Origin of the sequence: Methanosarcina sp. KYL-1 (assembly GCF_024372725.1) — an archaeon.
Taxonomy (GTDB): Archaea; Halobacteriota; Methanosarcinia; order Methanosarcinales; family Methanosarcinaceae; genus Methanosarcina.
Window position 1 is genome coordinate 115,904 of record NZ_VOUA01000002.1, and the last position, 12,702, is coordinate 128,605.

General features: G+C 49.0%; 14 protein-coding genes and 1 tRNA gene. 13 read left to right on the top strand and 2 right to left on the bottom strand.

Translation table 11 applies throughout. The annotated features are described in order from the left end of the window. Positions 1 to 13: 13 nt before the first annotated feature. Both FTO70_RS02520 and FTO70_RS02525 read right to left on the bottom strand, forming a co-directional pair. Positions 14 to 400: a hypothetical protein gene (locus tag FTO70_RS02520; RefSeq protein ID WP_255334125.1), complete on the bottom strand. Its 387-nt coding sequence runs from the start codon at positions 398 to 400 to the stop codon at positions 14 to 16. Between the two features lie 1,058 nt (positions 401 to 1,458). Then, positions 1,459 to 2,607 (bottom strand): nitrous oxide reductase family maturation protein NosD, encoded by a 1,149-nt coding sequence (locus FTO70_RS02525; RefSeq protein ID WP_255334126.1) that lies wholly within the window; start codon positions 2,605 to 2,607, stop codon positions 1,459 to 1,461. A 315-nt stretch (positions 2,608 to 2,922) separates the two neighbouring features. Between FTO70_RS02525 and FTO70_RS02530 the strand changes: the two genes are divergently transcribed. The 13 genes from FTO70_RS02530 (at position 2,923) to FTO70_RS02590 (ending at position 12,647) form a co-directional block, all read left to right on the top strand. Next, positions 2,923 to 4,296: a Single-stranded DNA binding protein gene (locus FTO70_RS02530; protein ID WP_255334127.1), complete on the top strand. Its 1,374-nt coding sequence runs from the start codon at positions 2,923 to 2,925 to the stop codon at positions 4,294 to 4,296. After that, positions 4,280 to 5,167 carry a DNA-binding protein gene (locus tag FTO70_RS02535; RefSeq protein WP_255334319.1) on the top strand — a complete coding sequence of 296 codons (888 nt, stop codon included), beginning with the start codon at positions 4,280 to 4,282 and terminating at the stop codon, positions 5,165 to 5,167. The genes FTO70_RS02530 and FTO70_RS02535 overlap by 17 nt, the downstream gene beginning before the upstream one ends. A 158-nt stretch (positions 5,168 to 5,325) precedes the next feature. Continuing rightward, the gene (gene serA / locus FTO70_RS02540; RefSeq protein ID WP_255334128.1) at positions 5,326 to 6,897 is read left to right on the top strand and encodes a phosphoglycerate dehydrogenase; all 1,572 of its coding nucleotides are present in this window, start codon (positions 5,326 to 5,328) and stop codon (positions 6,895 to 6,897) included. Positions 6,898 to 7,275: 378 nt separating this feature from the next. Beyond that, positions 7,276 to 7,800, top strand: a complete 525-nt coding sequence (locus FTO70_RS02545; protein WP_255334129.1) for a DUF2240 family protein — start codon at positions 7,276 to 7,278, stop codon at positions 7,798 to 7,800. 173 nt (positions 7,801 to 7,973) lie between these two features. After that, on the top strand, positions 7,974 to 8,354 hold the full coding sequence (locus tag FTO70_RS02550; protein ID WP_255334130.1) for a 50S ribosomal protein L18e: 381 nt from the start codon (positions 7,974 to 7,976) through the stop codon (positions 8,352 to 8,354). Between the two features lie 10 nt (positions 8,355 to 8,364). Continuing rightward, entirely contained in the window at positions 8,365 to 8,787 is a 423-nt protein-coding gene (locus FTO70_RS02555; RefSeq protein ID WP_255334131.1) for a 50S ribosomal protein L13, read from the top strand. Positions 8,788 to 8,800: 13 nt separating this feature from the next. Then, a complete protein-coding gene (locus FTO70_RS02560; protein ID WP_255334132.1) occupies positions 8,801 to 9,205 on the top strand; it encodes a 30S ribosomal protein S9 in 405 nt (134 codons plus the stop codon). A gap of 8 nt (positions 9,206 to 9,213) precedes the next feature. Continuing rightward, a complete protein-coding gene (locus FTO70_RS02565) occupies positions 9,214 to 9,402 on the top strand; it encodes a DNA-directed RNA polymerase subunit N (protein ID WP_255334133.1) in 189 nt (62 codons plus the stop codon). Beyond that, positions 9,403 to 9,477 (top strand) — tRNA-Pro (locus FTO70_RS02570). It abuts the gene before it with no gap. 111 nt (positions 9,478 to 9,588) lie between these two features. After that, positions 9,589 to 9,771 (top strand): DNA-directed RNA polymerase subunit K, encoded by a 183-nt coding sequence (locus FTO70_RS02575; protein WP_255334134.1) that lies wholly within the window; start codon positions 9,589 to 9,591, stop codon positions 9,769 to 9,771. Between the two features lie 70 nt (positions 9,772 to 9,841). Next, positions 9,842 to 10,585, top strand: coding sequence for a 30S ribosomal protein S2 (gene rpsB, locus FTO70_RS02580; RefSeq protein WP_255334135.1), 744 nt, complete (start codon positions 9,842 to 9,844; stop codon positions 10,583 to 10,585). 71 nt (positions 10,586 to 10,656) lie between these two features. Continuing rightward, the gene (locus FTO70_RS02585) at positions 10,657 to 11,454 is read left to right on the top strand and encodes an MEMO1 family protein (RefSeq protein WP_255334136.1); all 798 of its coding nucleotides are present in this window, start codon (positions 10,657 to 10,659) and stop codon (positions 11,452 to 11,454) included. 287 nt (positions 11,455 to 11,741) lie between these two features. Beyond that, complete coding sequence (locus tag FTO70_RS02590) at positions 11,742 to 12,647, top strand: mevalonate kinase (RefSeq protein WP_255334137.1); 906 nt, start codon at positions 11,742 to 11,744, stop codon at positions 12,645 to 12,647. The last annotated feature ends 55 nt before the right edge of the window (positions 12,648 to 12,702 follow it).

The following is a 12,702-nucleotide window of genomic DNA, read 5'->3' on the forward strand; positions in this document are numbered from 1 at the left end:
GATTTCCGTTGCCTCAGGTTGATTTTGCTTCAATATTCGGCTTCGGATGGTCTCCTCCTTTGTACTGTTTGTACCCAACTTTTCCTTTCTCATCGTTTCCTTTGTTTCCAGCTGCCTTTGCTTCAATATTCGGCTTCGGGTGGTCTCCTCCTTTGTACTGTTTATCTCCCACTTTTCCTTTCTCATCGTTTCCTTTGTTTCCAGCTGCCTTTGCTTCAATATTCGGCTTCGGGTGGTCTCCTCCTTTGTACTGTTTGTACCCAACTTTTCCTTTCTCATCGTTTCCTTTGTTTCCTTTGTCCTTTTCTTCCATCAAATTCGCTGCTGCTGCCGCACTGACGCTCATCAGCATGGCAAAGACAACTAAAATGCACATTACCTGTTTTCTGGTTACTTTCATCTCCCCGTCACTCCAATTATATATTTATTATGTATACCGTCAAAGAGTTTCCACTCTTTCAGTGAAGGTCGGAAAAAACAACAACTCCCATATATCTTTTATATCGAATTTTTTCTAAATTTTTATATTAGTGTATTTATATACACGATTCCTACTACAAATGACTCATTTTTATGCCTTTTGAATTTATGTTTCTGAAAAATCATACTAATTTCTTTATTGTTCACAATGTTAAATGTGATTTTTTTCTAATTCATAATAAAAGAAATTGGGGCTTTTTATTCATATTGGGTAGGCAATTTGGATTTATTTTAAAAAAATATCTGTAAATAGCTTAATTAGCGCTTAAAATTGAAATAAATTGATTAATTTTCTTTTAAATTAATAATAAGCTTTTTTCTGGTAATGGCTTTCTGCCAATGAAATGTTACTTTCTTTTCCTACTTAGTTCATATAATGTCCAGAAGATTCACGCTGTTAACGTGTGGCAGTGTGCGGGGATACTTTTCTTTTCCTTTTTCTTTCTTCTGCCGCGTTCCTAATTTTGCTTTTTCAGCATCATGAGGCCGGATTCTTATTTAATCATGGGTTAAATCTTTTCTTCTATCCTTCTATTCTTTTCTTCTGATGTTTTTCTCTTAACGGTTTCTGGTTTGCAAATTTCAGTTCCCAGCCACACTTCAAGTGCCGTGACCGATATGTGCATCATTCAGAACCAGTATACTTCAATCTAATAGTTGGTTAAATTTATGTCAGGGTAGTTCGCAGGACTGAGTAGAGGGCTCGTTATCGAATCTTCTGGCTACGAAATATGCCATGAAGGTAAGGAGAGAACTCTATATTAGGAATAGCCGGACCGTTTTGCCCGGCTATAAAGCTTCGACTTCTGTGGAATCAACCCTATGAGAGAGAAGAGATTAATAGAGTATTTTGCTCGTGGGTGATCTGATCGAAAGCTTCCTTCTTATTTTGATATTTTTTCTAAATATTTCAATTTTGACTATTTTTTCCAAAATATTTCAATTGTATGAGTATCTCAATTGTCACAATTTGTCCCTTTATTTTTTCTTTCTCAGGAGATACGCTGCTCCTGCAGCAAGCACCGCAATCCCCAGCCCAGGTCCGGGAGCTCCGTTAGTTTCCCCTGCAGCCTCTTCCTCAGTAGCTTCCTCTTCTTCCCCTTCAGGTTCGGTCTCTGTTTCTGCCTCTTCAGCTTCTTCTTCAGTTGTTCCTTCTTCTACTCCTCCCTCTTCGGGGGTCTCCGTATCAAGCTCTTCCTCTCCCCTTGAGGCCAGGCCTTCCTCATAGGCTGTCGGGTCAAGCCTGCTTTCGAGGGCAGTAATAGCTGCAGGGACTTTAGGGTAAAGCGGGGATTGATCGTTTCCTCCTCCTTTCACTTCATATGGGGAATCACATAGGCCATTGCTGTTTTCATCCGTACAGGTTTCGCTGTAACCGGTGTCTTCAAGGTCGGCCCAGAAGTTCCCGGCGATATACGGGCCCCCGACAATGTTCTTTTTTGTTGTAAGGGCAATACTCCAGAAATTCTCCTGGTTTTCGGCATTTTCTTCGACGTTTTCAACGTTCTTGAAATAATTGTCATAGATCTGGTTGCCTGTGCTTTCTGCCAGGGAGACCCCATACCCGTAGTTATAGGCGATGACATTTGTCTGTATGGTATTTTTCCCGGAAGCCTCAAGCCTGATCCCAATTTCGTTCAGGGACAGGACGTTATTACTCATGACATTCCTGCTCGAATTTTCCAGGTGAATCCCGTATTCGGAACCCGAAATTTCGTTGTTGTTTATATAGCAGTTGTCCGCCCCTTTCAGGTAAACTCCGGCTTTTTCAGAGCCTTCTATGCCAAACCCGCTGAAGGTCACCCTATCTGCCCCGATTTCCACAGCATTTTCGGCCAGGTCAGCTGCCCTGATTATGGTGTCACCGGGTTTTCTTGAGTCGGACCAGATTTTCAGTTCCCTGTCAACTTTGAGGTTTACTTCGTATGTGCCAGGGTTCACTAAAATCGTATCCCTGGGATTTGCGGCGTTTACTGCCTCTTGGATTCCAGTGTAGTCCCCTTTCCCCTCAGGGTCTACAACCAGGGTTTCGGCAGATGCCGTAGAACATGCGCCAACGACTGCCAGAATGGCTACAATCGCTATCATAAAGGCAAATAATGAGCTTATTTTGTTCTTTCTTTTCATTTTCAGTTCCCCCATTCTCCCTGTTTTTATTCCCCCCGGGCGTTTCATCCTGCTCTTTACATTGAAAAAGCCTAAAGCATCCGATTATCCGATTGGTTTGCTTCCGGAGGGAATTCTATTGTAATTATCAGGAAGGTAATTTTATCCCGAAACCGATTATATTTTTGGAAACAGAGATTCTGAACAATTTTCCTTCGAAAGCGTAAGAATTAATTTTTTATATCTTCCTATAATTAGCCTTAAATATCAGTTACAAAACCTGAATTACTGCAAAATCTCAATCACCTTTGCGATTGTCTCGAAAGGAGGCTTAATATGGATGAAAAAATTGCGCCCCATCTTGAAGAGCTAACCAGGGCGCTTGGAGACCTTGAAAAGAGTGGCATAAGGGCAGAGTTTGAAAAACTGCTCGCTTTTCGTGTACCGCCCGAAGTTGCAAAAGAGAGCATACTCCGCAAGTTCGGGGGAAAACAGCGGGTGCTGAAGGTAAAGGATCTTTCGGCTAACCTTAAGGGTTTTGAAATCACGGGCAGGGTCCTGGACATCGGGGAAAAGGCGATCCGCCCTCAGGAGGGGGCTCCTCAGGACAGGCCTTCCAGGCTCTACACCGGGGTCCTTGCAGACGAAACCGGGTCAGTTATGTTTTCTTCCTGGAAGGTACTGCACTGCTCGGTCGGAGACGCCATCAATGTCAGGAATGCCTATACACGCCTCTGGCAGAACAGGGTCAAGCTCTCCATAGGGGAGCAGTCTACAGTGTCGAAAGTCCCGGATTCCGGTCTCCCCCCCATTTCCGAAATTTCTAAGAGCCCAACAAAGAAACTGCTTGAGGTAGGGGCTGCGGATTTCTCGGTTGGCACAATAGCCTGTGTGCTCCAGCTCTCCCACAGGGAGGTAATGGTCCGGGGAAAACAGTCCAGAGTGATTTCCGGCGTGCTTGCAGACGAGACCGGCAGGCTGCCTTTTACGGCATGGACTGAGCTTCCGGGAGTAGACATAGGAAGTATTGTCCGGATCGAGGAGGCCCAGGTCCGGATGTTCCGGGGAATGCCTTCGGTCAATATCCTGAGCGGCACGAAGGTTTCTCCCGTCGGGGGAGAAGAGGCAAAAAAGCTTGCTTTTACTTTCGATTCCGTGAGAAAGGATCCCTCTCCCCTGAAAATTGAAGACATAGCGGCCAGGGACGGCATGTTTGACATTGCAGCTGCCGGGAACGTGGTCTCGGTCCGGCCGGGTTCCGGGATCATCTCCCGCTGTCCGGAATGCGGAAGGGCTGTCCAGAAGGGGAGTTGCCGGGTGCACGGAAAGGTGGAAGGAATCAGGGACATGCGGATCAAGGCCGTACTTGACGACGGGACCGGGACGATGTCTGTGATGTTCTCCAGGGAGCTTGCGGAAATTATCTACGGAAAGACCCTGGAAGAAGCTGAAGAGCTCATGTTCTCGGACATCTCCAAAGACGCAGTTTACGAAGACCTGAGAAGAATCCTTACAGGCCGCTACCTTGCAGTCCGGGGGAATTCTTCATTGAACGAATACGGCATCTCTTTTGTGGCGGAAAGTGCCTGGGTACCCGAAGATGACCTAGCAGTCCGGGTCGTTGAACTACTGCACAGGCTCGGTTCCGATGAAACGGACGGGCAGGTACGGGAAATTGCAGGTTCCGAGGGAGGTGAGGGCTTTGCTTAAGCGGGAAGTTGCAAAAAGGGTCTTTGCAAGGGAGTTTGAGGCCTGCAGGGAGCTTGAAAAGCCTTCCCCGGATGCGGCAGAAAAGGCTGCTTCTAAGGATTCCAAAACCCCAAACCTGCTTATCAGCCCCCTTGGCCTTATCTTCAACCGCGTCTTTGTGGTAGGTGTCATCACGGAACTTGACAGCGTAGGGACACAAAACGAGATGTGGAAAGCCCGGATTGTTGACCCGACGGGGGCTTTTACGGTCTATGCAGGGCAGTACCAGCCCGAAGCTTCCATTTTCTTTTCTACGGTGGAGGTCCCGTCTTTCATTGCCCTTACGGGAAAAGCCCGCATCTACGAACCCGAACCCGGTTCGGTCTTTGTCTCGGTCAGGGCTGAAGAAGCGAATGTCGTGGATGAGGAGATCCGTAACAGGTGGGTTGTCGATACCGCAGAGCAGACTGTTGAGAGGCTTGAGGCCTTCTACGATGCTCTCTCAAGCGGGTACCACGGGGAAGAATTACAAAAGTATCTGCTTGAAAGAGGTGTCTCCTCCGAGCTTGCTGAGGGGATTTCCATTGTCCTTGAGCGGGAACGTGCCCCCGGGGAATTTGCTAAATTGCTTCGTATTTCCGTAAAAGAAGGCCTCAAGGCACTGAATTTCGATGCAGGGGATTCTGCCGGGGCCGAAGTGGACCAGAAAGAGTTCGTACTGGAACTGCTGCGGGAGATGAATGCTTTCAAGGGAGTCGACTATGCGGCTTTTGTTGATGCCGCAGTTTCGAGGGGCATTCCGGAAGAAGTCGTGGAAGAGGTGGTGCGTTCGCTGCTTTCCAGTGGGCAGTGTTACGAGCCGAGGATAGGGATCATCCGGCTGGTCGGTTAACCATGCAGGGATAAATAAACGCGTGTACGTATCAAAAAAATGGATCAGGCTGAGCCCCGAAAAAGGGTGATAATGCTTAAGTGTGATTAAGTTGATTGGTATTCTTTGTTGAAGTCTTATTATCTCACATTTACTTTATTTATCTGGAGAAAATTAACATGAAAGTATTGGTCAGTGACTCACTTTCCTCCGAAGGTCTGGAAATTCTTAAGGAGCATTTCACGGTTGACGTTTCGACCGGGCTTTCCGAGGACGAACTGGTGGAAAAGATCAGGGATTTCGACGCCCTTGTAATACGCAGCGGTACCCAGGTCACCCAGAGGGTTATCGAGGCAGCCGACAACCTGAAGATTGTAGGAAGGGCCGGGGTCGGAGTCGACAACGTCGATGTGGACGCAGCGACAAAGAAAGGGATCATTGTGGCCAATGCCCCCGAAGGCAACATGATTTCGGCGGCAGAACACACCATTGCCATGATAATGTCCATGTCCAGGAACATCCCCCAGGCCAACGCCTCCCTGAAAGCCAGGGAATGGAAGCGCAACAAGTTCATGGGTGTTGAGGTCAAGGGCAAGACCCTGGGAATCATAGGGCTTGGAAGGATCGGGTCCGAGGTCGCAAAGAGGGCCGCAGGGCTGGAAATGAACCTTATGGGGTATGACCCCTTCATTTCCGAGAAGCGGGCTGCAGAGCTAGGAGTCAAGCTCGGTACTGTAAACGAAATTGCCAAAGAGGCTGACTACATTACAGTGCATACTCCCCTTATCAAAGAGACCCGTAACATTCTTGATGATGAGCAGTTTGCCCTTATGAAGCCCGGGGTCAGGATCATTAACTGTGCCCGCGGCGGAATCATCAGCGAAGAAGCCCTGACAAGAGCTCTGGAAAGCGGAAAGGTCGGAGGGGCTGCCCTTGACGTCTTTGTCGAAGAACCGCCTTTTGACAACCCTCTCCTGAAATTCGACAACGTCATCGTAACTCCTCACCTCGGTGCCTCCACACAGGAAGCCCAGGTCAACGTGGCAATCGACATTGCAAACGAGGTCGTCTCGGTCCTTACGGGCGGGCCTGCCAAGAACGCAGTCAACATCCCCTCGGTAAAGCCCGAAGCCATGGCAGTCCTTGCCCCCTACATCCGGCTTGCGGAGATTATGGGTAAGATTGCAGGGCAGCTTGTAGACGAAAATTATGAAAAGGTTGAAATCGGGTACAACGGGGAGATCTCCGGAAAGGACACCCGTCCCCTTACCGTCTCTGCCCTGAAAGGCCTGCTGGAAATGGCCCTCGGTGCCGGGGTAAACTACGTCAACGCCCCTGCCCTCGCCAAGTCCAGGAAGGTCGCAGTCGTTGAAAGCAAGTCCGAGTCCTCGGAGGAGTATTCTTCTACCATCAGCATCAGGCTTTTCGGAGGAGAAAACACTAAACTGGTTGCCGGAACCGTTGTTGGGGACGAGCCCAAGATCGTTGCCGTGGACGAAGACCGTGTGGACATCTTCCCGGCAGGGCGCATGATCTTTGCCAAGCACATCAACAGGCCTAATGTTATCGGCCCCTGCTGCATGACTCTGGGCAAGAACAACATCAACATCTCCGGCATGCAGGTAGGAAGGTCGGAAGTCGGAGGCGTCACCCTGATGGCCCTTAACGTTGACTCCGACGTGCCCGATGCCATCCTCGAAGAGCTCAGGCAGGTGCCCGGAATCCTCAATGCCAAACTTGTCGTGCTCTGAGCCTTTTCCGGTTGAATTATCGAAAAGCAGGTTTTCAAGTAACCTGCTTATCTAATTTGCAGAAATAGTTTACAGTAAGAAGTGCTCTGGTAAACGTTTTGTTCCCCCGCGGCTTCAGGGCTGTGGGGTGCCGTGTCCGGGGTACTTTTTTCCCTCTGCTCCTCTTCCTGAGTGGAGCTCAGGGGACCCGTCAATAGGCTCTCAGATCGTTATCTTTGAGATGTTATCTTTGAAATCGTTATCTCTAGATCGTCATCTCTAGATCGTTATCTCTAGATTATTATCTCTTAGATCATTATCTTTCAGATGTTATCTTTGAGATCGTTATATTTCCTTAATATTCTCTTTCCCGGTTTAGTTGTTTTATGAGGGTAGTGGATGGAAGAATTCAAACGTGTAGTTTCGGCTCCTTTTAAGAAAAACCTTGCAGCTTCCCTTTCGGAAAAGGATTTTGAGTTTTCCCTGGCTTTCGACCTGAAATGGTTCTCCCCGAAGGCCGCTTCGATGGTAAAGGACAGGGCCCTTGAGGCAGGCCTGCTTTCTCTCAAAAACGGGGTTCTTGTTCCCGGGTTTGATGTGGAAACTGTCCGGCTTCCCCACGCGTTCAAACCTGCGGAGTCTTTTTTGGGGGACCTGGAACGCCGGAAAAGTTCCGGTGGCCCCTCGAGAAAGAGCCCTTCGGAAGAGATCTCCTTTGAACAGGTCCTGGAATTCATTTCCGCAGATACGGGGGTTAATAAACAGACCCTGGCCTCGGAAATCAATTCCATGCAGGACCGGCTTTCTTACCTTGTGGATATCAGGGTCGTAGCTCTTATCGTAGCCCGGATGTTCGGGTGTGATATCGATGCAATTTTCGAAAAGGTCGCAGGGGCGGTGCTTGGCTTTTCAGATTACGCATAATCTTTATGTACTAGAAATGTTATTCAGATCATACCAATTCCGACTAATCGCTTGATCTTTAATTTGCCGTTCCGGGCTTTCGGGCCTCCGGGCGGTAGTTACAGCAATGTTCGAACGCGGTACATTCAGTTCGCGTAAGTGGGATTTGCTAGAATCTTGCGGAGGAACATACATTGGGTAAAAAATCACTGGTAAAACTTACACGAAAAACAAATCCAAGAATCGTTTCCCTGATTCTTACCCTGAAAGAGAGGGCAAATGGCGACAGCGCCCCCATCTGGAAGGACATCGCGAAACGCCTTGAAACGCCGACCAGGAATTATGCGGCCGTGAATCTGAGCAAGATCAACAGGCATACCGCCGAAAATGATGTCCTGCTTATCCCCGGAAAAGTTCTGGGTGCGGGCCTTCTGGACCACCCGGTGACTGTTGCGGCTGTAAACTTCAGCGAGTCTGCAGTAGACAAAATCACTGAAGCCGGTGGCGTGTGCCTGAGTATCGAAGAGATCATGGAATCAAATCCGAAAGGGTCCGGTATCCGGATTTTCCTCTGAGGTGTAGAAGATGACGGTTATCGATGCAAATGGGCTTATTCTGGGGCGTCTTGCAAGCGTGGTTGCTAAACAGCTGCTTTCCGGTGACGAAAATATCTTTATCGTGAATGCCGAAAAAGCCGTGATTTCAGGCTCAAGAGCAGCAACCCTCAAAGAGTACCGGGAAACCCGGGTGAGGGGTGCAACAGAGTTTGGGCCTTACTTCCCAAAGCGTCCGGAACGTATCCTGAAGAGGACGGTCCGTGGTATGCTGCCCTACAAGCGGGCAAGAGGCAAGGATGCAATGTCAAGGCTCAAAGTTTATGTGGGTATTCCCGCAGAGCTTAAGGGTGCCGATATGATCACCCTTGATGACGCCGACATGAGGCACCTGAGTTCCAACCGTTACGTGGAACTTGGCGAAGTAAGTCAAAAGCTAGGTTCAAAGTTCTAATGGGTGAGTCTTCATGGTCAAAGTAGTCAATTCATCTGGAAAGCACAAGACCGCAACTGCACGTGCAACAGTCAAGAAAGGATCCGGTAGGGTCAGGATCAACAAAATTCCTCTCGAGCTCTACGCTCCTGAGCTTGTAAAGCTTAAAATTTCCGAACCCCTCATTATTGCAGGGGATGAGATTGTTTCCGGGCTTGACATCAATGTGGATGTCCGCGGAGGCGGAATCGTCGGGCAGGCTAATGCGGTTCGGACCGCAGTTGCAAGAGGTATCGTGGAATGGACCAACGATACTGCCCTCAGGGATAACTATGCAACCTACGACCGCAGTTTACTTGTAAGCGATTCCAGGCAGAAAGAATCCAAGAACTTTGGTGGGCCTGGAGCAAGAGCTAAATACCAGAAGTCTTACAGGTAAGGACAACCATGATCCCAGTCCGATGTTTCTCGTGTGGAAAGGTAATCTCTAACTATTGGGATGAGTACAAGAAGCGCGTCGACGATGGCGAAGATCGGGCGGTAGTGCTGGATGATCTCGGGATCACCCGCTACTGCTGCCGCAGGATGTTCTTAAGCCATGTTGAACTTGTTGACGTGCTTTCCCCGTACCAGTAAGGGACCGTAGGGTAGCCTGGCCCATCCTTCGGCGTTCGGGACGCCGGAACCTGAGTTCAAATCTCAGCGGTCCCATTCCCTATTTTTTAGGGTGCTGGTTTTACGGCCTGTACTGAAACATCGAATTTATCATGCTTCTTGATTATCAGAATTCATCGGAGCGTTTTTAAGTCTCAGGGTGATCAGTTGGGCAAGGAAAAGTATACCCGGTTTGAGCGTGCACGAATTATCGGTGCAAGGTCATTGCAGATTGCGATGGGAGCTCCTGTCCTGGTCGAAGATGACGGGCGGCTGGATCCTCTTGGCGTCGCAATTGAAGAGTTGAAAGCCGGAGTTATTCCTATCACAGTTAAACGGAAAGTCAATTGAAAACGTCATGGGATACATTTTCAGATGCTGAATATGTTTTATTGTTGATTCTATATTATGAGGTGACTTTATGGAGGAAATTGAGCAAACAGGGCAGGAGGAAACCGAAGCACAGCCTGTTCCTGAAGAGGAAGTCTTGGCTGAAGCAGAACCTGCACCTGAAAAGGAAGCAGCAAAAACCGAGGCCGTGCCTGTAGAAGCGCCCGCAGAGGAGGCAGCTTCTTCCCGGGAAGAATCTACTTCCCTTGTGTCCATTGATGAATACCTGGCTGCAGGTGTTCACATAGGGACTCAGCAGAAGACCCAGGATATGATGCGTTTCGTATACAGGGTCAGGACCGACGGTTTATACGTGCTTGACATCCAGTCAACAGACCAGAGAATCAAGGTTGCATCAAGGCTGCTGTCCCAGTATGACCCTTCCAGGATCCTCGTAGTGTCTTCAAGGCAGTACGGGCAGCACCCTGCAAGGATGTTCTCCAGGGCACTCGGCACAAGGGCAATGCTTGGAAGGTTCATCCCCGGTTCTCTTACAAACCCGCAGATCTATGGTTTCTTTGAACCTGACGTAGTGATCGTAACCGACCCGGCAGGAGATGCCCAGGTCCTGAAAGAGGCTTCAAGCATCGGAGTGCCCGTTGTAGCGCTCTGTGATACCAACAACTTGACCTCCAACGTGGACCTTGTGATCCCCACGAACAACAAAGGCAGAAAAGCTCTGTCCCTTATCTACTGGTTGCTCGCAAGGGAAATCTCCAAATTTAACAATACCCCCTTCAATTACGAGATGGGCGATTTCGAAACCCCGCTCTGATCCCGGAATACCCGTCCTGCACTGCAAGGGTTTTATTAAAAGACCCATATCTTAAGTATGGGTGATCAGTAATGAGACAGCCAGCAGTTGCAGGGCAGTTCTATCCCCTGCGTCCTGAATATCTGGAGAAAGAACTGAAAAGGTGTTTCGAAGGTCTGGAGGTCCGGGAACGAAGTGTCCTCGGGGCTGTTTGCCCGCATGCCGGGTACGTTTATTCCGGGAAGGTGGCTGCGCATGCCTATGCAGCCCTCCCTAAAGCCGATACCTATGTCCTGTTTGGCCCCAACCATACGGGGTACGGCTCTCCCGTTTCTGTGTCAAGGGACACGTGGGAGACTCCTCTCGGGACCATTGAGGCTGATGTTGACCTCGCCGAAGGGTTCCTTGGGAGCATTGCCGACGTTGACGAACTGGGGCACAGGTACGAGCATTCTATAGAAGTTCAGCTTCCTTTCCTTCAGTACCGTTTCGGACAGGATTTCAGGATCCTCCCCATTTGTATGGGCATGCAGGACGAAGAGACTGCATTTGAGGTGGGAAACCTCGCTGCAGACCTTGTTTCCGATAGCGGAAAAAAAGTGGTCTTTATCGCATCCAGTGATTTTACACACTACCAGCCCGCAGAACTTGCAAGGGAAACGGACCTGGATGTTATAGGTGCCGTCCTGGACCTGGACGTGTCCTTAATGTACGACCGCCTCCGCCGCAGGAATGCTTCCGTATGCGGTTACGGGCCCATCGCTGCAATGCTTACCGCATCCAAAAAACTCGGAGGAACCCACGCCACTCTGCTCAAATATGCTAACAGCGGAGATGTTTCCGGGGATACGGACGCAGTTGTCGGGTACGCTGCAATCATCGTGGAATAATGGGATTTCGCAAGTGAGCGATATTTCGCAGGTAATTTAGTGGGTAAATAATATTTCGCGGATAAATGATATTTCGATCGTTTTTGATTATAGGAAAATGAAGGGGTATATCGATCCGGGATAAGTTTTTTGCGGATTTTGCTTTTATTTTATAAATTTACGTTCACCAATTCATAAATTTACGTTCACCAATTCATAAATTTACATTTACCATTTCGTAAATTTACATTCACTCATTCATTAGAATCGCATTCAATGGAACTTGGAGAATTTAAGAGGAGATTAATATGGTTTCATGTTCTGCACCCGGGAAAATCTACCTTTTCGGAGAGCATGCGGTTGTTTACGGAGAACCCGCTATAGCGTGTGCGGTCGAGCTCAGGACCCGGGTCCGGGCAGAATTTGGCGATTCCATTCTTATCCAGTCCCAGATAGGCAAAACAGGGATTGATTTTGAAAAACACCCTTATGTTTCCGCTGTCATTGAGAAGATGAGGGAACTTGTTCCCATAGAAGGCGTTTTTTTAACCGTTGACTCCGAAATCCCGGTGGGTTCAGGGCTCGGGTCATCCGCAGCCGTGACAATTGCAAGCATAGGGGCTCTCAATGAACTTTTCGGCTGCGGCCTTTCCCTTGAAGAGATTGCAAAACTCGGGCACGAAATCGAGATCGGGGTCCAGGGCGCTGCAAGCCCTACGGATACCTACGTTTCCACTTTTGGTGGGCTTGTCCTCATTCCGGAAAGGAGAAAGCTGAAAACACCAGACTGCGGAATCGTTATAGGTGATACCGGCGTTTTTTCTTCCACAAAGGAACTTGTTGCCAGTGTCCGGAGGCTTCGTGAGACTTATCCCGAATTAATCGGACCTCTCATGTCCTCCATCGGCCGCATCTCCGGGCTTGGGGAGGCTCTGGTCCTTGCAGGGGACTATCCTTCTATCGGCAGGCTGATGAATGTGAACCAGGGCTTGCTAGATGCCCTTGGGGTAAACTGCCTTGAACTTTCACAGCTCATTTACTCTGCCCGGACAGCAGGGGCTTTCGGGGCAAAAATTACGGGAGCCGGAGGTGGGGGTTGCATGGTCGCTCTTGCAGCCGCTGATTCCTGCACACAGGTCGCCGAGGCCATCGAAAATGCTGGCGGCAGGGTTATTATTACAAGGCCTACGGAGCAGGGCCTGAAGGTGGACTGATCTGAGGGGAATGGTGGTAGTAGTAGTTTAAGGGGTTCTCAGGGCGGGAATCTTT

Excerpts from the sequence above, each read along its gene's own strand:
- FTO70_RS02520 (WP_255334125.1), bottom strand. The coding sequence starts at position 400 with ATGAAAGTAACCAGAAAACAGGTAATGTGCATTTTAGTTGTCTTTGCC.
- FTO70_RS02525 (WP_255334126.1), bottom strand. The coding sequence starts at position 2,607 with ATGAAAAGAAAGAACAAAATAAGCTCATTATTTGCCTTTATGATAGCG.
- FTO70_RS02530 (WP_255334127.1), top strand. The coding sequence starts at position 2,923 with ATGGATGAAAAAATTGCGCCCCATCTTGAAGAGCTAACCAGGGCGCTT.
- serA (WP_255334128.1), top strand. The coding sequence starts at position 5,326 with ATGAAAGTATTGGTCAGTGACTCACTTTCCTCCGAAGGTCTGGAAATT.
- FTO70_RS02545 (WP_255334129.1), top strand. The coding sequence starts at position 7,276 with ATGGAAGAATTCAAACGTGTAGTTTCGGCTCCTTTTAAGAAAAACCTT.
- FTO70_RS02555 (WP_255334131.1), top strand. The coding sequence starts at position 8,365 with ATGACGGTTATCGATGCAAATGGGCTTATTCTGGGGCGTCTTGCAAGC.
- FTO70_RS02560 (WP_255334132.1), top strand. The coding sequence starts at position 8,801 with ATGGTCAAAGTAGTCAATTCATCTGGAAAGCACAAGACCGCAACTGCA.
- FTO70_RS02565 (WP_255334133.1), top strand. The coding sequence starts at position 9,214 with ATGATCCCAGTCCGATGTTTCTCGTGTGGAAAGGTAATCTCTAACTAT.
- rpsB (WP_255334135.1), top strand. The coding sequence starts at position 9,842 with ATGGAGGAAATTGAGCAAACAGGGCAGGAGGAAACCGAAGCACAGCCT.
- FTO70_RS02585 (WP_255334136.1), top strand. The coding sequence starts at position 10,657 with ATGAGACAGCCAGCAGTTGCAGGGCAGTTCTATCCCCTGCGTCCTGAA.
- FTO70_RS02590 (WP_255334137.1), top strand. The coding sequence starts at position 11,742 with ATGGTTTCATGTTCTGCACCCGGGAAAATCTACCTTTTCGGAGAGCAT.